Source organism: Streptomyces kanamyceticus (assembly GCF_008704495.1).
Classification (GTDB): domain Bacteria; phylum Actinomycetota; class Actinomycetes; order Streptomycetales; family Streptomycetaceae; genus Streptomyces; species Streptomyces kanamyceticus.
The window spans coordinates 10017839-10038805 of record NZ_CP023699.1; the positions used below are offsets into that span (position 1 = coordinate 10017839).

General features: G+C 70.1%; 14 protein-coding genes and 1 pseudogene. 7 read left to right on the forward strand and 8 right to left on the reverse strand.

Annotation, left to right across the window (positions count from 1 at the left end):
• Both xdhB and CP970_RS43375 read right to left on the reverse strand, forming a co-directional pair.
• On the reverse strand, window positions 1–2457 hold the full coding sequence (xdhB, locus tag CP970_RS43370; RefSeq protein ID WP_055550659.1) for a xanthine dehydrogenase molybdopterin binding subunit: 2457 nt from the start codon (window positions 2455–2457) through the stop codon (window positions 1–3).
• Window positions 2454–3932, reverse strand: a complete 1479-nt coding sequence (locus CP970_RS43375; protein ID WP_055550657.1) for a xanthine dehydrogenase small subunit — start codon at window positions 3930–3932, stop codon at window positions 2454–2456. Before CP970_RS43375 ends, xdhB begins: the two co-directional genes overlap by 4 nt.
• A 482-nt stretch (window positions 3933–4414) precedes the next feature.
• Between CP970_RS43375 and CP970_RS43380 the strand changes: the two genes are divergently transcribed.
• The 3 genes from CP970_RS43380 (at window position 4415) to CP970_RS43390 (ending at window position 7957) form a co-directional block, all read left to right on the forward strand.
• Window positions 4415–6148, forward strand: a complete 1734-nt coding sequence (locus CP970_RS43380) for a chitinase (RefSeq protein ID WP_150494705.1) — start codon at window positions 4415–4417, stop codon at window positions 6146–6148.
• Window positions 6149–6377: 229 nt separating this feature from the next.
• A complete protein-coding gene (locus CP970_RS43385) occupies window positions 6378–6566 on the forward strand; it encodes a hypothetical protein (protein WP_055550653.1) in 189 nt (62 codons plus the stop codon).
• Between the two features lie 155 nt (window positions 6567–6721).
• Window positions 6722–7957, forward strand: a complete 1236-nt coding sequence (locus CP970_RS43390) for an FAD-dependent monooxygenase (protein WP_055550651.1) — start codon at window positions 6722–6724, stop codon at window positions 7955–7957.
• 10 nt (window positions 7958–7967) lie between these two features.
• On the opposite strand, the gene CP970_RS43395 is transcribed toward CP970_RS43390, so the two are convergent.
• A complete protein-coding gene (locus tag CP970_RS43395; RefSeq protein ID WP_055550649.1) occupies window positions 7968–8570 on the reverse strand; it encodes a TetR/AcrR family transcriptional regulator in 603 nt (200 codons plus the stop codon).
• 259 nt (window positions 8571–8829) lie between these two features.
• On the opposite strand from CP970_RS43395, the gene CP970_RS43400 reads away from it, so the two are divergent.
• Genes CP970_RS43400 through CP970_RS43415 form a run of 4 tightly spaced genes read left to right on the forward strand, consistent with a single transcriptional unit; the run spans window position 8830 to window position 13199 of the window.
• Window positions 8830–10011: an LLM class flavin-dependent oxidoreductase gene (locus tag CP970_RS43400; protein WP_063806150.1), complete on the forward strand. Its 1182-nt coding sequence runs from the start codon at window positions 8830–8832 to the stop codon at window positions 10009–10011.
• A gap of 41 nt (window positions 10012–10052) precedes the next feature.
• Complete coding sequence (locus tag CP970_RS43405) at window positions 10053–10880, forward strand: enoyl-CoA hydratase/isomerase family protein (RefSeq protein WP_079043713.1); 828 nt, start codon at window positions 10053–10055, stop codon at window positions 10878–10880.
• Complete coding sequence (locus CP970_RS43410; RefSeq protein WP_055550647.1) at window positions 10873–11373, forward strand: flavin reductase family protein; 501 nt, start codon at window positions 10873–10875, stop codon at window positions 11371–11373. The genes CP970_RS43405 and CP970_RS43410 overlap by 8 nt, the downstream gene beginning before the upstream one ends.
• A complete protein-coding gene (locus tag CP970_RS43415; RefSeq protein WP_055550645.1) occupies window positions 11370–13199 on the forward strand; it encodes an AMP-dependent synthetase/ligase in 1830 nt (609 codons plus the stop codon). The genes CP970_RS43410 and CP970_RS43415 overlap by 4 nt, the downstream gene beginning before the upstream one ends.
• Window positions 13200–13233: 34 nt before the next feature.
• On the opposite strand, the gene CP970_RS43420 is transcribed toward CP970_RS43415, so the two are convergent.
• The 5 genes and pseudogenes from CP970_RS43420 to CP970_RS43440 all read right to left on the reverse strand — a co-directional run bounded on the left by CP970_RS43420 (window position 13234) and on the right by CP970_RS43440 (window position 20782).
• Window positions 13234–15783: an acyl-CoA reductase gene (locus CP970_RS43420; RefSeq protein ID WP_055550643.1), complete on the reverse strand. Its 2550-nt coding sequence runs from the start codon at window positions 15781–15783 to the stop codon at window positions 13234–13236.
• Window positions 15784–15845: 62 nt separating this feature from the next.
• A pseudogene (locus CP970_RS43425) lies at window positions 15846–17005 on the reverse strand (LuxE/PaaK family acyltransferase).
• A gap of 29 nt (window positions 17006–17034) precedes the next feature.
• Window positions 17035–18186: a GNAT family N-acetyltransferase gene (locus tag CP970_RS43430; protein WP_055550641.1), complete on the reverse strand. Its 1152-nt coding sequence runs from the start codon at window positions 18184–18186 to the stop codon at window positions 17035–17037.
• Entirely contained in the window at window positions 18183–19523 is a 1341-nt protein-coding gene (locus tag CP970_RS43435) for an MFS transporter (protein WP_055550639.1), read from the reverse strand. Before CP970_RS43435 ends, CP970_RS43430 begins: the two co-directional genes overlap by 4 nt.
• Complete coding sequence (locus CP970_RS43440) at window positions 19520–20782, reverse strand: phenylacetate--CoA ligase family protein (RefSeq protein WP_055550637.1); 1263 nt, start codon at window positions 20780–20782, stop codon at window positions 19520–19522. Before CP970_RS43440 ends, CP970_RS43435 begins: the two co-directional genes overlap by 4 nt.
• Window positions 20783–20967: the final 185 nt, after the last annotated feature.

The following is a 20967-nucleotide window of genomic DNA, read 5'->3' on the forward strand; positions in this document are numbered from 1 at the left end:
TCAGGCACCGCTCAACGCTTCCGCGTCGGCGTGCACAGCGCCGCCCGCGGAATGCCCTGACAGCCCGTTTCCGGTGCGATCGCCTGCCGCGACACCGCTACCGCCCTGTGCCTGACCGTTCGAGGAGGCATGGCCCTCGCGAGCGGCCTGCACCGCCCAGAAGACCGCCTCCGGCGTCGCGGGCGATGCCAAGTCGACGGCGACGCCGCTCGGCCCGAACGCGGCAGCGGCCTGCCGCAGCGCCTCGCGCACCGAGAACGCCAGCATCAGCGGAGGCTCACCCACCGCCTTGGACCCGTACACCGCACCCTCTTCGGAGGCGTGCTCCAGGAGCGTGACGTTGAACTCCGCTGGCATCTCCGAGAAGCTCGGCAGCTTGTAGGTGCTCGCGGCCTGGGTGAGGAGGCGGCCCCGGCCCGCACCGTCACCGGAGTCCCAGCGCAGGTCCTCCAGGGTCAGCCAACCCGCGCCCTGCACGAAACCACCCTCGACCTGACCGATGTCGATCAGCGGGGACAGGCTGTCACCCACGTCGTGCACGATGTCCACCCGCCGGATGCGGTAGGCGCCGGTGAAGCCGTCCACCTCCACCTCGGCCGCCGCGGCGCCGTGGGCGAAGTACTTGAACGGCGTCCCCCGGAACGTCTTCGCGTCCCAGTGCAGCCCCTCCGTCCGGTAGAAACCGGCCGCCGACAACTGGACCCGCTGGAAGTACGCGGTGCGCACCAGGTCGTCCCAGGCCAGCTCGGTGTCGTTGCCCAGGGCGCGGGCGACGCCCTCGACGACGCGTACGTCCGAGGCGCTCGATCCCAGCTGGGTGGCGGCCACTTGAAGGAGCCGTTCGCGCAGCTGCTCGCAGGCATTCTTCACCGCCGCGCCGTTGAGGTCCGCTCCGGCGCTCGCGGCGGTGGCGGAGGTGTTGGGCACCTTGTCGGTCCGCGTCGGGGCGAGGCGCACCTTGTGCAGCGGGATGCCAAGGGTGGTCGCGGCCACCTGCAGCATCTTGGTGTGCAGACCCTGCCCCATCTCGGTGCCGCCGTGGTTGATCAGGACCGAGCCGTCCTTGTAGATCAGCACAAGCGCGCCGCCCTGGTTGAAGGCGGTGAGGTTGAACGAGATGCCGAACTTGAGGCCGGTGACCGCGAGCGCCCGCTTGGTGTGCGGATGCGCGGAGTTGAAGGCGGCGATCTCGCGCCTGCGCTCGGCGAGCCCCGCGTTCTCCTTGACCTGTTCCCAGACAGCGGCGATCCGTTCGGGCTGGGTGACCTGCTGGCCGTACGGCGTCGACTGGCCCCGCTGGTAGAAGTTGCGCTCCCGCAGCTCCATCGGGTCCAGGCCGAGCAGCGGCGCGCACCGTCCCATGATGTCCTCGATCACCAGCATGCCCTGCGGGCCGCCGAAACCGCGGAAGGCGGTGTTGGAGACCTTGTTGGTCCGGGCGATGCGGCCGGTGATGCGGGCGTTGGGGATCCAGTAGGTGTTGTCGATGTGACAGAGGGCGCGGGCCACGACCGGCTCGGACAGGTCCAGGCTCCAGCCGCCGTCCGCGGTCAGCGTGGCGTCCAGGGCCCGGATGCGCCCGTCGGCGTCGAAGCCGATCCGCCACCGGGCGTGGAACCCGTGCCGCTTGCCGGACATGGTCAGGTCCTGGGTCCGGTTGAGCCGCAGCCTGACGGGGCGTCCGGTCAGCCTGGCGCCGAGCGCGGCGACGGCCGCGAAGCCGTGCGGCTGCATCTCCTTGCCGCCGAATCCGCCGCCCATCCGCAGACACTGCACGGTCACCTCGTGACTGTGCAGACCAAGGACGTGGGCGACGATCTCCTGCGTCTCGGAGGGGTGTTGGGTGCTGCTCTGCACGAACACCTGCCCGCCCTCGTCGATGTGGGCGAGCGCCGCGTGCGTCTCCAGGTAGAAGTGCTCCTGGTCGGAGAACTGGATCTCCCCGGTGAACACGTGCGCGGAGTCGGCGAATCCGGCGTCGACGTCACCGCTCAGCATCATGGGCCGGGCGCCGTGGAAGCTGTCGGCCGCCATCGCGTCCCGCAGCGTGATCAGGGACGGCAGTTCGTCGAGCTCCACCTCGACGGCCGCCGCACCGATCCTGGCGGCCTCCAGGGTCTCGCCGAGCACCCAGGCGACCGCGTGGCCGTGGAACATGACCTCGTCGGGGAAGAGCGGCTCGTCGTGCTTCATCCCGGCGTCGTTGACGCCGGGCACGTCGGCACCGGTCAGCACGCGGACCACGCCGGGTACGGCGAGCGCGGGCTCGGTGCGCAGCGCGGTGATCCGGCCGTGGGCCTTCATGACCTGCACCGGATAGGCGTGCAGCACGTCCTTGGTACGGGCGACCAGGTCGTCCGTGTAGAGCGCGGTGCCGGTGACGTGCAAGGTGGCACTCTCGTGCGGCATCGAGACACCGACGACCGGCTTCTCGGGGCGCTGGGACAGCTGACTCATGACGACACCGCCTCGGTGGTCTGTGCGTGCAGTTTCCGCAGGCTCTGGCCGAGCATCGCGGACCGGTACAGGGCGCTGGCGCGATGATCGTCCATCGGTGTGCCCTCGCCCCGCAGCACCCGTGCCGCGTTCTCCACAGTCTCCGCCGACCACGGCTCGCCCTCCAGGGCCGTCTCGGTGGCGAGGGCACGGATCGGGGTTGCGGCCACCCCGCCCAGGCCGATCCGCGCCTTGCGTACGATCCCGTCCTCGATGTCGAGCGCGAGCGCGATGGCCACGCTGGAGATGTCGTCGAAGCGCCGCTTGGCGATCTTGTGGAAGGCCGTGACCCGCGACAGGGGCCGCGGGATGCGCACCGCGCGGATCAGCTCGCCCGGACGGCGCACGCTCTGCCGGTATCCGGTGAAGTACTCCGCGAGCGGGACCTCGCGCTCACCATCGGCGTCGGCGAGCACGACCGACGCCTCCAGGGCAAGGAGCACAGGTGGACTGTCACCGATGGGCGAGCCGGTGCCCAGATTGCCGCCGAGGGTCGCGCCGTTGCGGATGAGCCGGGAGGCGAACTGGGGGAAGAGCTCCGCGAGGAGCGGGACGCCGCCGTCGAGGCGGCGTTCGATCTCGGTGAGCGTCAGCGCCGCCCCGATCTCGATGGAGTCGGACTCCACGCGCAGTCCCCGCAGTTCGGGAAGGCGGTCGATGGCGACCACGCAACTCGCCCGCCGGGAGCGGATGTTGACCTCCACGCCCCAGTCGGTGGAGCCCGCGACCACCACGGCGTCGGGCTGCTCGCGCAGCAGTTCAAGGGTGTCGACCAGGGTGTTCTTGCGCAGGAACGTGCTGCCCTCCCGCGCGTATTCGGTGGCGACCGGTGCGGGTGGGGACTGCTCGCGGCGCTGTGCCAGCGGGTCCTCGTCGGTGGGCATGCCGACGGCGAACGCGGCGTCGCGGATCGGGCGGTAGCCGGTGCAGCGGCACAGGTTCCCGCTCAACGAGTGCAGATCGAAACCGTTCGGTCCGTGCTCGGCGTCGGTTTCGGCCGGGCCTGTGGCGTCCACCGGTTCCGCGTGCGCGCAGCGGCCGGGCCGGTAGTACTCGGCGGCCATGCTGCAGACGAATCCCGGTGTGCAGTAACCGCATTGGGAGCCGCCGCGGACGGCCATCTCCTCCTGCACCGGGTGCAGGGAAGGCGGCACGCCCGGCCGGTCGACGGTGGCAAGGCCTTCGGAGGTGATGACCTCCTGCCCGTCGAGCGCCGCGGCAGGAACCAGGCAGGAGTTGACCGCCACCCAGTCGGTGGGTTTGTCCACCCCGGGGCGGGCCACCAGGACCGAGCAGGCGCCGCACTCACCCTCGGCGCAGCCCTCCTTCGTGCCGGTGAGGCCGCGTCCGCGCAGGAAGTCCAGCACCGTGGCGTGCGGTGTGGCCGGTGCGATCGGTGTGTCCGTCCCGTTGACCGTGATCCGCGCCCCCGTCATGACAGGACTTCGCTTCGGCGCGCGATCGGTCGATGCATCATGTTCGCCAATGTTCAGGCAGCTTTCTGTGTTGCGGACGCGCCGGACCGAAGGGGCAGGAGCCAGGCGCAGCCGAAGGAAAGGGCGCGAAAGGGCACGCGACAGTGGCGTACCGGAAGAAGGGGGGCGGGAAAACCCGGAATGCGCCACGACGGCACATCAGGACGGCGTAATCAGCAGCCGTGCGCGATCCGACCAGGAACCCAGGCCGTGCACTGGGCGAGGCGACCGAGATCAGAGCTGGTGTACATCCGCTGGTCGCCTCCTTTCGCTGGTCATGGGTCGGCGATTACCGAAAAGTAGTGGCCGGGGCCACAGAGGTCAAGGGATCGGTTCGCCTCTCCAGAGGTCTTGACAACTCGATTGGTCTGGACCAACTATGCGCACAGCAGCGGTGGCCACCGTCGTTCACATCCGCCCTTCACCTCTCCTGGAGGCACCCCGTGGACCGTGTACGTCAGGGCAGACCCGGCGTTCGCCGGAGATTCGGCGCGGCGCTCGCCGTCGGTGCGGCGGCCGCGCTCGCCGTCACCGGGCTCGCCGCCCCCGCGCAGTCGGCGGACGTCACAGCGCCGAGCGTCCAAGCGGACGTCAACGTCGCCAAGAACGCCGGGTTCGAGTCGGACCTGAGCAACTGGACCTGCACCGCGAACAGCGGCGCCGCCGTCACCTCCCCCGTGCACGGCGGCACGAAGGCGCTCAAGGCCACCCCGTCCGGCCAGGACACCGCCGAGTGCGCCCAGACCGTCAAGGTCAAGCCCAACTCGACGTACAAACTGAGCAGTTGGGTGCAAGGCAGCTACGCCTACCTCGGCGCCCGCGGCACCGGCACCACCGACGTGTCGACCTGGACGCCGGGCAACTCGACCTGGCAGCAGCTCTCCACCAGCTTCACCACCGGCGCGAACACCACGTCGGTCACCGTGTACACGCACGGCTGGTACGGGCAGAGCGCGTACTATGTGGACGACGTGAACGTCTTCGGCCCCGACGGGGGCGGCGGCACCGACCCGGTGGAGATTCCGGCCGTGCCGACCGGACTCGCGGCGGGCACGACGACGTCCACGTCGGTGGACCTGTCCTGGACGCCGGTGTCCACGGCCACCGCGTACACCGTCTACCGCGACGGGACGAAGGTCGCCTCGACCAGCGGCGCCGCCACGACCGTCACGGGCCTCACGCCCGAGACCACCTACAGCTTCCAGGTGAGCGCCTCCAACGCGGCGGGTGAGTCCGCGAAGTCGACAGCGGTGTCCGCGCGGACCGGCAAGGGAGGCGGCGGGGACGGCGGCACCGTGCCCAAGCACGCGCTGACCGGCTACTGGCAGAACTTCAACAACGGCGCGACCGTGCAGAAGCTCCGGGACGTGTCCGCGCAGTACGACATCATCGCCGTCTCCTTCGCCGACGCCACCACCACACCGGGCCAGATCACCTTCAACCTGGACCCGGCCGTCGGCTACCCGTCCGCCGCCGACTTCAAGGCGGACATCGCCGCGAAGCACGCCGCGGGCAAGTCCGTGATCCTCTCGGTCGGCGGCGAGAAGGGCACCATCTCGGTCAACAGCGACGCCTCCGCGACGGCATTCGCGAACAGCGCCTACGCGCTGATGCAGGAGTACGGATTCGACGGCGTCGACATCGACCTGGAGAACGGCCTCAACCCCACCTACATGACGAAGGCGCTGCGCCAGCTCGCCGCGAAGGCGGGCCCGAAGCTGGTGCTCACGATGGCACCGCAGACCATCGACATGCAGTCCACGTCCGGTGGGTACTTCCAGACGGCACTGAACGTGAAGGACATCCTCACGGTCGTCAACATGCAGTACTACAACAGCGGTTCGATGCTGGGCTGCGACGGCAAGGTCTACAGCCAGGGCAGCGTGGACTTCCTCACCGCGCTCGCCTGCATCCAGCTGGAGGGCGGCCTCGATCCCTCACAGGTCGGCATCGGCGTCCCGGCGTCGACGCGCGCCGCGGGCAGCGGCTACGTGGCCCCGTCGGTCGTGAACAACGCCCTCGACTGCCTTACCCGCGGCACCGGCTGCGGCTCCTTCAAGCCGTCGAAGACCTACCCGACCCTGCGCGGCGCGATGACGTGGTCCACTAACTGGGACGCGACGGCGGGCAGCGCGTGGTCGAACTCCGTCGGCCCGAAGGTACACAGCCTCCCGTAACGGAAGGTCGCCCCGCGGGGCGGGCCGGACCAACGCCGGTCCGGCCCGCCCTGCTCAGGGGGTCGCGGCCATTGGCCAGGAGCACGAACGTACGGGGCTTCCTGCCCAACCCGCCGGACACCATCGTCCGCGCGGGCTCGGTGGCGGGCTGGGCGTACGCGTTGGAGGAGTTCCACTCCCACGCGGGGGAGTACCTCGCGGCTCTGTCCCAGCGGGGCGGGCGTACTGCGTGCATCGCAACCCCAAGGGCTTCAGCCGCGTCGACTACGCCCTGCACGGCGAGGTGACGTCGGTGCACAGCGATGACGGGATCGACGACGTCGCGTTCCTGCAATATCTGGAGGGTGAACTTGGCATCTACCTCCCCTGGGAGGAGACGGAGGCAGAGCTCGCGGCAGCCGCGTTCACGATCACGTAGCGCGCAACCCGTGCCACCCGGCTGGGGGACGGCACGCCCGGCCCCATCCCCCGTAGGTGGTGATCCGCGAACCCCGATCAGCGACACCACGTCGGCCTTCGGTCCGCGCGCTCCGCCTGCGCATACGGTGGTCCTCCTCGCGAAGACAAGCAGGAGTGCGCGTGAAGATCGATTGTGTCGGCGGAGGGCCTGCCTCGCTGTATCTGGCCGTCCTCGCCAAGCTCCAGGACCCGGCCCACGAGGTCACGGTCCACGAGCGGCACGCGGCCGGTACCACCTACGGCTGGGGCGTGACCTACTGGCCCGACCTCCTCCGGGACCTGCTGGCCCACGACCCCGAATCCGCACGGCTCATCGAGGAGCAGTCCGTGTCCTGGCAGGGCGGGTTCGCCTACGTCGGCGACCGGACCACCGCGCACGACGGCGACCCCGGGCACGCCATCGGCCGCCACCGGCTGCGGACCGTCCTGGCCGACCGTGCCCGGTCGCTGGGCGTGCGCCTCGAGTTCGGCAAGGAGATCGGCAGCAGCGCGGAACTCCCCGACGCCGACCTCGTCGTCGCCGGGGACGGCGCGCACAGCAGGCTCCGCACGGAACACGCCGCACAGTTCGGCACACGTGTGACCACAGGCGCCAACCGCTTCATCTGGCTCGGCACGAGCCGAGTCCTCAGTGCATTCACCTTCGCCTTCGCCGAGACCGAGCACGGCTGGATCTGGTGCTACGCCTACGGATTCAGCCCCGAGCGCAGCACCTGCGTCGTGGAGTGCTCCGCCACGACCTGGGCGGCACTGGGATTCGACCGGCTCGACCACGACGCGTCCCTGCGCCTGCTGGAGAAGCTCTTCGCGGACCTGCTCGAAGGACACGAACTCCTCGGCCGTACGGACATCGAGAGCCACGCCCAGTGGCAGGCCTTCCCGACCGTCACCAACACGGCCTGGTCGCACGGCAACCTCACGCTGATCGGCGACGCCGCACACACCACGCACTACTCCATCGGCGCGGGCACCACCCTCGCACTGCGCGACGCGATGGGCCTGGCCCGCGCGCTGCGGTCCGCCACCGCTCCTTCGAGGCTGCCCGCGGTGCTCGCCGCGTACGAGCGGGACCGCAAGCAGGCCCTGCTCTCGGTGCAGAGCGCCGCACGGCACAGCGCCCAGTGGTACGAGAACCTGCCCCGGTACATGGGCCTCGAGCCGCACCAGATGTTCGCTCTCCTCGGCCAGCGCCACTCACCCCTGCTGCCCTACGTGCCGCCGCAGCTCTACTTCCACCTGGACCAGGCCGTCGGCCGCCTCCAGGCCCTGCGCTGGCTCAAGCAGCGCCTGGGGCCACGCCTGGCCCGCACCCTGCAGAGTCGGCAAGGGGCCGCCGACAAGGGGGCGTAGCCGGGAGAGGTCAGATCGTGCCCGGCGGCATCAGCAACGCGTTGATCGCGGCGGTACGGATCGTCGTCGCGACGCTCTCCGCGTCGAGCCCGCTGTTGAACTGCGGAACCGAGTTGATCATCGAGAAGACGGCGTGGGTCAGGACGCGGTTCTGGGCGTCCGACAGATCGGGGCGGAGCCGCTCCACCAGGGTGCTCCACTCCTCGGCGTAGAGGCGCATCAAGCGCCGCATGCGGTGGCGTTCCTCATCGGGCACGTTGTGCTCGTTCTTCAGGAACACGAGCGTGGACGGAACGTTCTGGAGACTGCGCGTGACGTGGTAGTCGATCATCGCCTCCAGTGCCCGCCGCGGATCGCTCACCTCGGCTGCCGTCTTGCGCGCGTTCGCCAGGAGATCGTTCAGCGGATCCTCGAGCACGGCGATCAGCAACGCCTGTTTGCTCGGGAAGTGCCGGTAGAGCGCGGGACCGGTCACCCCGGCGCGCGCACCGATCATCTCGGTCGTGACCGCATCGAAGGCGCGTTCGTTGAACAGCTCACCCGCGACCTTGATCAACTCCCGCCGGCGGGTGCCTCGGGGAGTGGTGGCACGAGGAGAAGTGGGACTCGTCATGGGTGAAGCTTAGGCGAACGGTCGATAACGTGCCGACGTGCGCTGCGTGAGCAGGTCCGCTGTCGCGATGAGGCGTGAAGTCCCCAGCTCATACGGCATTTTGCGCGAGTCGCCGAGCACCTCGCTGGACGCGGTCGCGGTGAAGCCACCGGTCCACTCCGTTAATGGCCAATAACGTTTGCTCGCTCAAGTAGGCCATTGACCATGCCCGAACCACGACTTACGTTATTGCTCATTAACGTTGAAGGAGAGGGACGGCATGGACTTCATCCTCATGACCGAGGGCGACACCCCGCCTGGGCTCACCCACGATCACCGCTACCGAGAGCTCGTCGAGGAGGTGTTGCTCGCCGAGCAGGTGGGCTTCGACGCCTTCGGCAGCTCCGAACAGCACGTCGCCATCGGCACGGCTTCGATCTCCGCTCCGGAGGTGCTCTATCCGTACCTCATGGCCCTGACGAACCGGATCCGCTTCATCCACCTGGTGACGCTGCTGCCGACGCGGATGAATCACGCGCTGCGCGTCGCGGAGCGCGTCGCGACCGAGGACATCCTGTCCCACGGCCGCGTCGAACTCGGCACGGGACGCGGCAACACGACGCTCGCGCTGCGTGCGTTCGAAGTCGATCCGACCGAGAACAAGGCCCAGTGGCGCGAAGGCATCGAGCTGATTCGCCGAGCGTTCCTCGAAGACCCCTTCTCGTTCGTCGGCGAGCATTACAAGATCCCGCCGCGCAGCCTGGTTCCCAAGCCGCTGCAGACACCGCACCCGCCGATCTCGGCCGCCACCGGCAGCCCGAGCTCGGTCGCGACCGCCGCCTCGATGGGCATCGGCGCCATCATGGGCGGGTTCTACCTCGGGTTCGACCTCGTGGAGAACATGCTGAAGCTCTACGACGAGACACTCGCCGCCACCACCCATCCGCACCCGATCACGCCACGCAAGATGGTCCTTGTCAGCGGCGGTATGCACTGCGCGGAGACGACAGCGCTCGCCCGCAAGCAGGCCAGGCCGCTGTTCGAGATGACCAAGCTCTCCACCGACGCCTTCGAACGCCTCGCCAAGCTGTCGAAGGACTACGCCTACATGGGAGCGGTCAAGGACGTCGACTTCGACGACGAGGAGTACATGTTCGAGCGTTCGCAGGGCTTCGTCGTCGGCGAACCCGAGCACTGCGTCGAGCACGTCCAGCGATACGCGGACATGGGGGTGGAGTCACTGGTGCTGCGCGTGGACAGCCTTCCCCACGACCAACTCATGCGCTCCATCGAGCTGTTCGGCAAGTACGTGATCCCGCACTTCAAGCACCCGCGCAACGTGGTGCGCCCCGCCGACGACGTACTGGCCGACATCCGCGCCGCGCGTCCCGCCCACGAAGAGGCCCTGCGCCGCTTCCAGGCCCAGCGCGACCTCCAGAATTCCGTGGCGGCGGTTCGATGAGCGATCTCTTCCACACCTCGGCGAACTGACCGGAGACGAGCATGACCACAGCCCGGCACAGCACAACGCTCACGACGACGCACAGCACAACGCTCAGTACGACGCACAGCGCATCGCTCAGCACTGTCCACGCGTCCGACGAAGCGGACGGCGTCGTCGTCCTGACCCTGAACCATCCGCCCGCGAACGCGCTCAACGACGCGGTCATCAGCGAGCTGACGACGACACTGAACACCCTCGCCGACGACCCGGACGCCCCCGCGCTCGTCCTGACGGGCGACGGCGAGCGATTCTTCTGCGCGGGAGGCGACATCAAGGAGACCGTCCGCCAGGACGCCGACTGCATGGCCGAGCGGATGACGTCGTTCCACGCACTGCTCTGCGCACTGGAGAACTTCCCCCGGCCACTGGTGTGCGCGGTCAACGGCTGGTGCGTCGGTGGTGGCATCGAAATGGCGCTGTTCGCCGACGCGGTGTACGCATCGGCGCAGGCACGTTTCGTCTTCCCCGAGATCAACCACGGCCTGCTCCCGGCAGTGAAAGGGGTGGACCGAACGCGCGCCGTTCTCGGCGACCGCGCGGCCCGGCGCCTCCTGCTGGGCGGCGAGCCCGTCGACGCGCTCGACGCGCAAGCCCTCGGCATCGTCGACCGAGTCGTCGAGCGGGACGACCTGCTCGCGGTCGCGACGGCGGACGCGCGTGCGGCGGCGGCCAAACCACCTGCCGTGTTCGCCGCGCTGAAGCGGGCCCTGCGCACCGGCACCGTCGGCCGGTCCGCCGACGAACAGCTCCGAGCCACGACCGCCGACGCGCGCACGGTCTTCGACGACCCGGCCGCCCGAGCGGCCCGGGAGGTGTGGCATGGCTGACCGAGTCGAGGGGGTGGACCCGGCCGACTTCCGTTCGGCGCTGGCCCGCTTCCCGTCCGGCGTGACGATCGTGACGACGCGCAGCGAAGCGGGCACGCTGCACGGATTCACCGCGAGTTCCTTCGCGGCGCTGTCGCTCGATCCGCCGCTCGTCCTGGTATGCCTGGACCGAGGAGCGGACTGCTACCCCGTCTTCATGGCGGCCGAACGGTTCGTCGTGAACATCGTGACGCCCGCACACGCGGAGCTGGCGATGAAGTTCGCGACGAAGGGCGAGAACAAGTTCGCGCACGGCCGCTTCGCATTCGACGACGAGCGTCATCCGTTACTGCCCGACGCGGCGGCAGTCCTCCACTGCGAACTGCGGCAAGCCGTCCCCGGTGGCGATCACGTGATTCTCATCGGCCGCGTCCACGAAGCCCGGACGGGTGGCGGCGAGCCGGTGACCTGGTACCGGGGTGACTTCCTCCACCTCGGGGAGCGTGCCGCATGAACCTCACGCATTTCGAACCGGCCCGTACGCTTCCGAGGCTGCTGCTCGACCGAGCGCGCACTGAACCCGACGACGTCGCGCTGCGACATTGGCGCGACGGGGTGGTACAGGCGATCACCTGGCGGTCGTACGCGGACCACGTACGCGACCTCGCACTCGGCCTCGTCGCGCAAGGCGTACGGCGCGGCGATCGCGTCGCCGTCATGAGCGGCGCCCGCCCGGAATGGGCCTTCGCCGCACTGGCCGTGCAGAGTGTCGGCGGCATCGTGATCGGCGTGTACCCGACCAACTCGCCCACGGAGATCGAACAACTCCTCACACACAGCGAAGCGGTCGCCTTCATCGGCGAAACAGCGACGGAACTCGACAAAGCAGCGGCGATAGCCGCACAGACACCGACACTGCGGCTCGTCATCGGAATCGACGCGACACCACCGGCGCTGCCCAAGCCCATCAAAGCGACGACGTGGAAAGCGCTGTGCGAAGAAGGAGCACAACGCGCCGACGACGGCCCGGACGTACTGGACGAGCTCGTCGCCCGTGGCTCCCTCGACGACCCCGCCGTGCTCTTCTACACGTCGGGATCCACCGGGGCGCCGAAAGGCGTCACCCACTCGCACCGGACACTTCAACACTCGATCCAGACCGTCATCGGCCTCTACCCGGAAATTCAGGAACGCGAGTACGACGTCGTGGGATTCCTGCCGTTGGCCCACGTGGCACCGGCGGTGATATCCGTCTTCGCGCCGCTGCTCACCCGGCTGGTGGTCACCTACTGCCGCATCGATGACTACCAGCACGTGCTGCGCTCGGCGCGGCCGACGGCACTGCTCTGGCCACCGCGGTTCTACGAGAAGACCGCGGGCGAGCTCATCGCACGGACAAAGACCTGGCCGCGACTGCGCCGCTACGCCTACGACGCCGCCATGTGGGTCGGCCGCAGGGTGGCCGACAACCGCTGGTCGCACCGCAAGTCCTCGATACCGCTGCGTATCGCGTACGCCGCCGCACTGCGCGGCGTCTTCCTGCCGCTGCGGGCAACCGCCGGAATGGACCGCATCCGCCTCGCCTACACCGCTTCCGCCGCCATGCCCGAGAGCGTCCTGGAGATCTGGCAGATCTGGGGGCTCGATCTTCGCGAGAACTACGGCCTCACCGAGACCGGAGCGTGCCCCATCGCGCACTTCGACCAGCCGTTCCCCCGCCCGGGCACCATCGGCAGGAAATTCCCCGACCCACGCTTCCAGGTGAAAGTCGCCGACGACGGCGAAATGCTGATCCGGGCACCGCTCCTCTTCAACGGCTACTGGCGCGACCCGGAGGAAACCGCGGCGGTCCTCCAGGACGGCTGGCTCCACACAGGCGACCTGGTGGAATACACCTCCCACGACGACATCCGGATCATCGGCAGGAAAAAGGACGTGATCATCACCCGCGGCGGCAAAACGATCAGCCCCCAACCCATCGAAAACCGCCTGAAGGAAAGCGTCCTCATCAATGACGCGATCGTCGTCGGCGAGGCACGCAAGTACCTCACCGTCCTCCTGGAGCCGAACACCACTGCGGCCGCCCCATCGGCAGAGGCACAGTCCGAACACCTGCGAGCGGAGATCGATCGAGTCAACGCGGACCTCGCGCGAGCGGAGCAGCTGAAGGACTTCCGTGTTCTGCCACGCCCCTTACAAACCGAACGCGGCGAGCGGACCGCGAACGGCAAGATCAAGCGCAACGCGGTCGTGAAGTCGTTCGCCACGCTGATCGACGAGATGTACGACACGAACGACGACGCGGCGATCGCGCACCATGTGCGATCAAGGCTGGACTAGGGGGTTCCAGAGAACCCCCTAGTCCGCCACGCGGTCACGCCGAAGCCGCCGCCCTGAGGTCGATCACCGTACGCAACTTGCCGCTCCCCGCGGTGCGTTCGAGATCCTGGCCGTCGACGATCTCGACCGCACAGGTCAGCAACTCCTCATCGGTGACCGCCGCGCCGAGCTCCGGGATGGCCGAGAGGAACGCGGCACGTGCCCGCCCGGGATCGGTGGCGTACTCCCTGTCCAGGCGTACGGTCAACTGCTCGCGGGCGGTTCCGGCGCTCAGGACCAGCTGTAGTTCTCCGCGGTAGCCGAGCTGTTCCTGCGCGGTCTCCACGAAGCGGCGGTAGTTGTAGAAGTACGTGCCGACGCGCACCACATCGCCGTAGCGGCCCAGGAGTTCGATGCGCGGGGCGTGGCTGCCGCACGGGCAGACGCCGTCCACCGCGCGGCCCAGGTCGCCGATCTGGTAGCGCTCCAGGCGCTGGCCGGAGCGGGTGCGGCTGGTGAAGACCAGGCGGCCGGGCTGCCCGGGGGAGACCGGCCTGTCCTCCTGCGGGTCCAGGACCTCCAGGGTGTGCAGGTCGGTCAGGACGTGGTGCACCGAACCCTCGGCGTGGGCGCACTGGTAGCCGAGCGGCCCCAGGTCCGTACTGCCGTAGGAGGCGGAGCGGATGACCTCGACGCCGAAGGTGTCGGTGAGGATCCGGCGCTGCTCGGGGGTGAAGTGTTCGCCGCCGTAGAAGACCTTGCGGATGCCTCCGTAGGAGCGAAGGAGTGCGCTCTGGGAGTGGAAGAGCTGCCAGAGGTAGGAGGGCATGCCGAAGACCGTGTCGGCGCGGTGGGTCACCAGTGCCTCGGCGACCGCGGCGTGGTCGGTGCCCGCGGCCACGGGGATCTGGGTCGCGTTCAGCCGCTCCAGGATGGAGAAGAAGCTGATGAACCCGCCGTACATGCCCCCGCAGTAGAAGAGGTTGGCGGCGCGGTCACGGGCCGGGTCGAAACCGGCGGCGAGCAGGCCGTGTGCGGCGGCCCGCATCTGGGTGTCGTAGTCGTGGTTGGTGAACACGGACAGCGCCGGGGTGCCGGTGGTGCCGCCGCTGCGGAAGTACAGGTGGGCGTGTTCGGGCGCCAGGGTGGTCAACTGCCGCTGCACGCCCGCTTTGTCGAGGAGGGGGCCGGTCGGCGGGGCGGGGCAGGGCGTGGCGGCGACGAGGTCGTCCAGACAGGCCGTGGTCCTGAAGGCGTCGCCGGTCCGGACACCGACCCGGCGGCTGTAGCGCTGGAGCGCGTACACGCCGTCGTGCGGTTCGCCGTCGTAGCTGTCCAGCATCGCGCCGACCGGGGTGACGCGCAGGGCGCCCGCCGTCAGCAGGGTCCGGGAGAGCCGGGCGATGTCGGCGCGACCGCCTGCGACGGCGGCGGTCTGGAGGTAGCGGTGCATCGGCCGCAGGGTGGCGATGACGTCCCGGGCGGGCAGCGGCTTGACCCAGATGCTGCGGTGCAGCGGCGACGCGGTGAGCGCGGGCCGGGTGTCGGCCAGGACGCGCCAGGTGCCGTCCTCGGCGGCGACGACCTTGGTCAGGTCCAGATGCTGTTCGAGGCGGGCGAGCAGCTCGGTGGTGGTGATCTCCGCCTGCTCGGCGGCGTCCAGGGCCGAGGCCGGGCGCGCGTCGGCGGTGAGTGATGCGGCCGTGGCCTTGGCGAGGACGGGCGCGAAGTCCTCGGCGAAGGCGAAGACGTCCTCGGCGTCCTCGGTGTCCAGATAGACCACCTGCGGGCTGGAGCACGCCTGCTGGTCCAAGCGGCACACATCGGTGGCCAGGGCGGCCATCGTCACCGGGTCCTGCCAGGCCTCGCGGGTCAGATAGGCGAAGGAGATCTTGTGGCCCCACTCGATCAACCGGCAGCCGGGCGGCGCGAGTTCGGAGACCGAGGCCACCGCGTCCTCGCCACCCCACACGGCGATCGCGTCCGCGGGCGCACACATGAGCCGCAGCCACTCGCGGCGGGCGGAAGGGAAGCGCAGGGCGACGATGTGACGGGCGAGCGCGCCGGTAGGGTCGGCGGCCGCCAGTTCGGCGAGGAGGTGCAGGGCGAGCGGGGTGTCGCCGCTGCTGGTCTTCAGTACGTTGACGTTCCCGGCCAGCAGGCCCTCGACGACGCTCAGCGGGGCGACGGCCGCCGCGTTGCCGGGGGCGACGTGAGCAAGGAGGCCGACCGGGGCCCAGGCCTCGAAGACGGTCTCTCGGGCGTCGGGCCGGGTCAGCCTGCCGGGTGCGATGCCGCCGAGCTCGCGCCGCAGCTTGCGTTCCAGGGCGGTCCTCGCCAGCGCGGCGGACAGCTCGGTGAGGGTCGCTTCGGTATCACCCAAGTCGCCGCTAGACGCGGCGAGTTGGGCAGCGAGCCGGTCCCGTACGGGATTCCCGTCCTCGCCCAGCGCGGCGCTGAGCGCGTCGCAGGCGCTCAACACGGTCTCGGTCGCCAGCGGTTCGGCCAGGGCCCGCTCGACCAGGCCCGGGAGATCCGCAAGACGGTCCTCGGCCTCGGCGTCGTCGATGAACTCGCCCTGCCAGAAATGGAGTTCGCTGCTCACGTCGGATTTCGCTTCCCTGCTCGTCGTCGTCTCGATGGTCGTCCTCGTAGGCGTCACGGCACTCACACGCGTCCCTTCAAAAGCTCGGCCGCGGCCACCGCGCAGCTGCGGTTGCGGCTCACCCCGGCGCGCCCGTGGACGGTGAACCACGGTGTGGGCAGCGGGCAGCCGCACTCCTCTGCGGGTGCAGCGAGGCGAGGTCGCCCATCACGACGCTCTGCGCCGGTACGGAGGTGATGTACGGCGAGACCAGGTGCAGGAAGCCGCGCTCTCCGTACCCGAGAGGCCGCAGCGTGCGGGTGTCGCGCACCGCGGCCCGCGACCACACGGGCACGTGCAACCGGTGCTCGGCGCACTCGATGTACGGCACGCAGTGCTCCACCGAGCCGAAGGTGTCCCGGATCCGGTCAGGAGCGACGCCGAGGAGCTCGGTCACCCGCGCGTAGAACTCCGCCTTGCCGATCTGCCGGTCGGCATGGCCCTTCCAACCGCCACCGAGGACCACCAGGGACCCCGCGGGCAGCTGGATCGGCGGCAGCCCCTGGGTACGCATCCGCTCCAGGGTGAAGTGCAGGAACGCGGGGAAGCCGAGGATGCGGACCGGCAGGCCCTCCTCCGCGTAACTCCGCAGTGCTCTGATGCAGCCGTGCACATCGAACTCGTGGCCGTCGCCGGTGTGCCGCAGCGCGTGGGTGACGCCCTTGGCCGGGGCGAAGTCGCACAGGTAGTTGTCGGTGAAGGACGTGCCGAGTTGCATGCTCGGGGCCGGTTCGTAGCTGTAGAGGAGGTAGTTGACGGGCTGGTCGGGGGTGATCCAGCCGTAGTGGTCGAAGATCCGGGCCACCATGCGCTGCGCGGAGCGGATGGTCCACTCGTCGAAGAACATCTGTGACTTCTGGCCGGTGGTGCCGGAGGACGTCAGGTGGAGGAAGACGTCGTCGCGGGGGACGGAGAGCACCTCGTGGCGTTTGAAGAAGTTGGCGTGGATCAGCGGGGCGCGGAGGCCCATGCCCACCGTCGGCGCCGGGGACTCCGGCGCGTCGGCGAGCAGCGAGCGGAAGAACGGCGAGCGGGCCGCGTGCCAGTCGTTCGCCTCGGCCATGGCGGCCGCGAACAACGCGTCGGTGTCCGGCCCCTGGGCGTACGGCGCGGTCAGGTCGCAGAGCCGCTGGACGTGCGAGAGCGCTTGAGGGTCCGGGACCTGGACAGGGGCGAGATACATGTTCGGCGAAGGCGAAGTGGTGTCGGTGTTCACAGGGCAACCTCATGACGGGGCAGATAGGTAGCGGCCCAGGCGGTCAGGTAGGCGCTCACATAGGGCTGGAGCGGCCCGCCGACGGCGAGGGTCCGGAAGTCGATCTGACGGCTCGTGCGGGAGAGCACGACGTAGTCGTGGCAGCGCTCGCCGATGCGGCGCATGGCCGGATAGATGGCACTGGGGACGAAGCCCGCGGCCAGGAAAGCGGTCAGGCTCGCCGTGTCGGACAGCGGCAGGAGCGTCTCGACGTAGTCGGCACCGGCCCGGGAGACCGTCGCCATCAAGGGCTCCAGGGCATGGGTGACCGCCGCCGGATAGGGGTGCACGGCGACCAGCGCACAGCTGCCGGTGACCGGATCGAGATCCACGTACGCCTCGAACGCGCCGTCCGGCGGCACCAGTACGGCGTTGGGCGCGTGCAGCGGGTAGTAGCGGCCCGCCGGATCGGGGAAGAGTTCGAGGAAACGACGGCGTACGAAGCCGGGCGCGCCGACCACTTCCAGGTCCGCGGTCGGCGGCGCGGCCGGACCCTCGGGCCGCGCCGAGCCCAGGGTGTCCGAGGGCAGCACCGCGCCGTAGGGGACGCCGGTGCTGTCCTCGGCGGCGGCCAGGAGCGGGCCGAGCGCGGCGGGCGCGCGGGGGACCGTCTCGCGCCGGGGGAGCACCCCGTCGGCGAAGCGGGCGAAGAGGCCGAGGCTCTCGCAGCCCGCCACCTCGGCGGCGTTGGGCAGCAGGCCGAGCGGTCTGAACCCGTTGCGGACCACGACGTGTTGGGGGCCTTCGGTGACCATGCGTACGGTGGCGTACACCGAGTCGAGGCGACCTTCGGCGAAGGCGGCGCCGCACACCGCGCCGGTCAGCTGTCCGGCGAGGCCGCCGCGTCGGCGGTCCGGGTGGACCGCGAGGCCGACGAGTTTGCCGATGCGGCTGCCGGGGTCGGTCTGTACGACGGCCGAACCCGCGAGCTCCCCGGTCCCGGGCAGCCGGGCGGTGAGCCAGTGGGTGTGCGGGTCGGTGATCAGGCGGCGCATCACCGCCGGGTCGCTGCCCAGCGGCACCGGGTACCCGTGGCCGTACACGTCGAAGTACAACTGGCGCAGTTCCGCGATGTCCTGGAGCGCGGCGGGGGCGATGATGACGGTCATCGGGCAGCTCCTAGGGGTGCGGCGTCGTCGGCGGCGTACTGAGCGCCCGTGGGGGCCGTCACCGTGGGTGCCGCGGTCCCGTCCTCCGCGGCCGCGCGCCCGCGCCGCCCGAGCAGGAACAGGGCCACGGCGACCGGTGCCAGCCCCACCCCCTGGACCAGGCACAGCCAGCGCGCCCCCAGATGGTCGCCGAGCACCCCGAAGACCAGCGAGGACAGCGGGAAGGTGGCGCCGAGGACGGCCTGCATGACCGCGAAGAACCCGGGCTTGTCGGCGGCCGGTACCGACCGCTGGAACAGGGCGACGAAGCGTACGCCGATCACGCCGACGCACCAGCCCGCCAGGAGCAGCGACACCAGCGCCACGGTCAGGCCCGGCGCCAGGCCCGGCATCCCCAGCGCGAGCGCCATCAGCGCCAGGCAGGTCCCGCCGATGGCGGTGGGGGAGCCGGGCAGGCGCCCTCCGGTGAAGGACCCGAGCAGGGTCCCCGCGCCCAGTGCCGCCTCCAGCGCGGCGACGGTGGATCCCTGCCCGTGCAGGACGGAGCGGGTGTACAGCGGCATCACGACGTACACGGCCGTGGTGAACACGTTCGCCGCGGCGAAGCAGAGCAACACCTGCCGGATGAAGGGGAGTTCGGCCAGGATCTGCCGCAGCGTACGGCGCTGTGGCACGTCACCCGGGGCATGCGCGGCGGGACCGGCGGCGGCCCGCGGGAAGCGGGCCGACGCGACGAGCACGGCCGCGACGAGGTAGGCGCCCGCGCATCCGGCGACGATGCCCGCCAGGTCCCAGGCGTCGACGAGCAGTGGGCCGAGGAGCCCGCCCGCCAGTCCGGCCAGGGACTGCGTGGCGAGTTCGAAGCCGGTCGCGGCCTCGATGTCGGCGTCCTCGACCAGTTCGGGGACCGACGTGGTCAGGCACGGGTCGAAGAGGGCCTGGCAGCCCGCGAGGAGGAGGGCCGCGCTGTAGATCACGACGGTGGGCGGCTGCGCCGCGTACGTCCAGGTGGCGGTCGCGGCGGCGGCAAGACCTGCCACTGCCGCCGCACCGGCCAGGACACTGCGGTGCGGGCAGCGGGCGACGACTCGGGCGACCAGCGGGACGAGGGCCACCGCGGGCAGGGTGGAGATGGCGAGGAAGGCGCCGGAGGCCAGGCCCCGGTCGGCGCCCGCGGCCTGGCTGACCAGCCACCACACCACGCCGACCTGGAACATCCGGGCCGCCGCCTGGGTGAGGACCTGAGCGGTCCAGACCGCCCCGAAGGCGGGGTTGCGCAGCACGAGGGGGAGTTGCTTGCGGGTGGCCGGTCCGGTCCCGGTGTCGGGCGGCTTCATGACCCCAGCCGTTCGTCCACGACGCGGATCAGCTTGCCCGAGCGCGCGTTGACGGCGAGTTCGCCGTGGCGCACCCACTCCACCGACAGCGGATGGATGTGCCCGGCGCCGACCGCGTCGGCGAACGAGGGCCGGTCGGCCAGGAGCTGCTTGCCGATCATGTCGGCGAGCTCGCGGAGCCCGGCCGGGTCCCCGTCGCTGGCCAGGCGCAGCAGCAGGGCGTCCCGCCCGTCCCGGTGACGCAGCACCAGCTGCACCCCGGTCACCCGCCCCGCGACATCGGCAGCGCGGACGAGGTCTTGCACGTCCTGGGTGTAGAGCGAGACGGGCCCGACGCGGACGCCTTCCTGGGAGCGGCCCAGGATGCGGAAGTGCCCGGGGCCCGTGCCGGTCCACTCGGCCCGGTCGCCCGCCGGATAGCGCAATACGGGCATCAGCCGTCGACGCAGGTCGCTGACCACGACCTTGCCCGGCACCCCGGCCTCGGTGATCGGCTCGTCGCTCTCCTCGTCGAGAATCTCCACGGCGGTGTACGGGGTGAAGGCGCGGTGCACACGTGGGTCGGGCCCCGGCACGGCGCAGCCCAGCAGCCCCGCGTCGACGCTGGCGTAACCCACTGAGCGCGGGCGGGAGTTGGGGAAGGCGCGGGCGAGCAGCGGCTCTTGATCCCGGTAGAGGCTCTCCCCGCCGAACAGGAGCAGCTCCACCTGCGGGAGCTGCCGCCCGGCGGTGACGAGGTGGTCGGCCAGGGCGCACAGCGTGGTCGGGGTCCCCGCGATCACCTCCACGTCGAACTGCTCCAGGGTGTGCACCGTCGATTCCAGGGGCGCGGCGCCGCCGATCGGAAGGCGGACGTTGGCGACGGGGGAGCGGTGCAGCGAGTCGAGGATGAAGGTGAAGCTGGCGTACAGCTCTCCGGCGTAGAACAGGTCGGCGACCCGGTGCCCGGGGCGCAGCCCGGATTCGAGAAGCCCGGCGCCGAAAGCGCCGGTGAACTCCCGCCATTCCTCACGGGTGTAGAAGGAGAACTTCGGGGAGCCGGTCGTGCCGCCGCTCTTGAAGACGACGGCCTCGTCGAGCGGACCGGTCAGAAGCCGATTGTCGCGCGGTGTGTTGGCCCGCCAGAACTCGGCCTGGGGCACGACCGGAAGCTGTGTGAGTTCGGTTACACGGTCCGGGACTTCCGCATAGAGGTCGGCGTAGAAAGGGGACTGGCTGCGTACGAAACGTATGAGTTCCGTTAATGGTTGAACGGGCATCAATTCCTGCTTTGCGGCATACGAAGGCGGCGAAATCCCTCACGGGGGAGATCGCCTGAGTGGTCGAGGTGGCACCCGCCTACGGGGGCCTGCCTGGGACTCCCATCCCGAGCGGCCCACCGGAACTACGGAGTGCGACCACGACGTTACCCCACCGCGAATGCCCCGATTTCCCGCCCGGGCTC

Bases quoted from the DNA above. Each gene is read 5' to 3' on its own strand.
- CP970_RS43430 (WP_055550641.1), bottom strand. From the start codon at position 18,186: ATGACCGTCATCATCGCCCCCGCCGCGCTCCAGGACATCGCGGAACTG.
- CP970_RS43405 (WP_079043713.1), top strand. From the start codon at position 10,053: ATGACCACAGCCCGGCACAGCACAACGCTCACGACGACGCACAGCACA.
- CP970_RS43400 (WP_063806150.1), top strand. From the start codon at position 8,830: ATGGACTTCATCCTCATGACCGAGGGCGACACCCCGCCTGGGCTCACC.
- CP970_RS43375 (WP_055550657.1), bottom strand. From the start codon at position 3,932: ATGACGGGGGCGCGGATCACGGTCAACGGGACGGACACACCGATCGCA.
- CP970_RS43440 (WP_055550637.1), bottom strand. From the start codon at position 20,782: ATGCCCGTTCAACCATTAACGGAACTCATACGTTTCGTACGCAGCCAG.
- CP970_RS43415 (WP_055550645.1), top strand. From the start codon at position 11,370: ATGAACCTCACGCATTTCGAACCGGCCCGTACGCTTCCGAGGCTGCTG.
- CP970_RS43395 (WP_055550649.1), bottom strand. From the start codon at position 8,570: ATGACGAGTCCCACTTCTCCTCGTGCCACCACTCCCCGAGGCACCCGC.
- CP970_RS43410 (WP_055550647.1), top strand. From the start codon at position 10,873: ATGGCTGACCGAGTCGAGGGGGTGGACCCGGCCGACTTCCGTTCGGCG.
- CP970_RS43435 (WP_055550639.1), bottom strand. From the start codon at position 19,523: ATGAAGCCGCCCGACACCGGGACCGGACCGGCCACCCGCAAGCAACTC.
- xdhB (WP_055550659.1), bottom strand. From the start codon at position 2,457: ATGAGTCAGCTGTCCCAGCGCCCCGAGAAGCCGGTCGTCGGTGTCTCG.